The following is a 923-nucleotide window of genomic DNA, read 5'->3' as shown; positions in this document are numbered from 1 at the left end:
GCTGCCGGCGCTGTCGCTGGCGTTGGTGCTCATCGCCATCGCCTGGCTCAACCCGCGCGCCATCAGCTATTTCGGCTTCAGCCTGATGCTGAACCTGGCGATCCCGATCGCGCTGGCGACGATCGCGCAGATGTTCGTCATCGCGGGCAACGAACTCGACCTGTCGATCGGCACCTTCGTCGGTTTCGTCGGCTGCGTCACCGCGACCTGGCTGAAGGACGCTCCGCTGATCGGCGTCGCCATACTGCTCGGCTCGATCGGCATCTATGCGCTGCTCGGGGCGCTGATCCATCTGCGCAATTTGCCGTCGATCGTGGTGACGCTCGGCATGAGCTTCGTCTGGCAGGGGCTGGCCATTCTCGTGCTGCCCAAGCCGGGCGGCAAGGCGCCGGACTGGCTGCTCGGGCTGATGGCGTTCAAGCCGCCTTTTGTGCCGTTCCCGATCATTGCGGCGCTGCTGATCGGCCTCATCGTCCATTTCGGCCTTATGCGCACCTCCTACGGCGTGATCTTGCGCGGCTCGGGCGGCAATCCGGCGGCGCTCGGTCGCGCCGGCTGGTCGCTGCTCCGAACCAAGATTGTGCTGTTTGCGCTCGCCGGCCTGTTCGGCGTGCTGTCCGGCATGGCGCTGATCGGTATCACCACCTCGGCCGACGCCAATATCGGCAATGGCTACACGCTGCTGGCGATCGCCGGCGTCATCCTCGGCGGCGGCGAATTCGTCGGCGGCCGGGTGTCGCCGATCGGTGCGGTGATCGGCGCGCTGACGCTGGCGCTGGCCGCCTCGCCGCTGCTCACCTTCATGCACATCCCGCCGGACTGGCAGGTGGCCGCCAACGGCGCCATCCTGATCATCGTGCTGGCGGCGCGCGTGCTGATCAGCCGCAAGGAGAGGTGAGCGATGACATCGGTGAGATCGCTGC

1 protein-coding gene is annotated in these 923 nt (G+C 66.8%); it reads left to right on the top strand.

Annotated elements, in window-relative coordinates; genetic code table 11:
• Position 1 precedes the first annotated feature (1 nt).
• Complete coding sequence (locus tag ENZ75_RS33000; protein WP_245481357.1) at positions 2–898, top strand: ABC transporter permease; 897 nt, start codon at positions 2–4, stop codon at positions 896–898.
• Positions 899–923 lie beyond the last annotated feature (25 nt).

Source organism: Mesorhizobium sp. M7A.F.Ca.CA.002.04.1.1 (genome assembly GCF_004022805.1).
GTDB lineage: Bacteria > Pseudomonadota > Alphaproteobacteria > Rhizobiales > Rhizobiaceae > Mesorhizobium > Mesorhizobium ciceri.
Note: the sequence above shows the minus strand (reverse complement) of the source record. Positions and strands in the feature narration are given on the sequence as shown.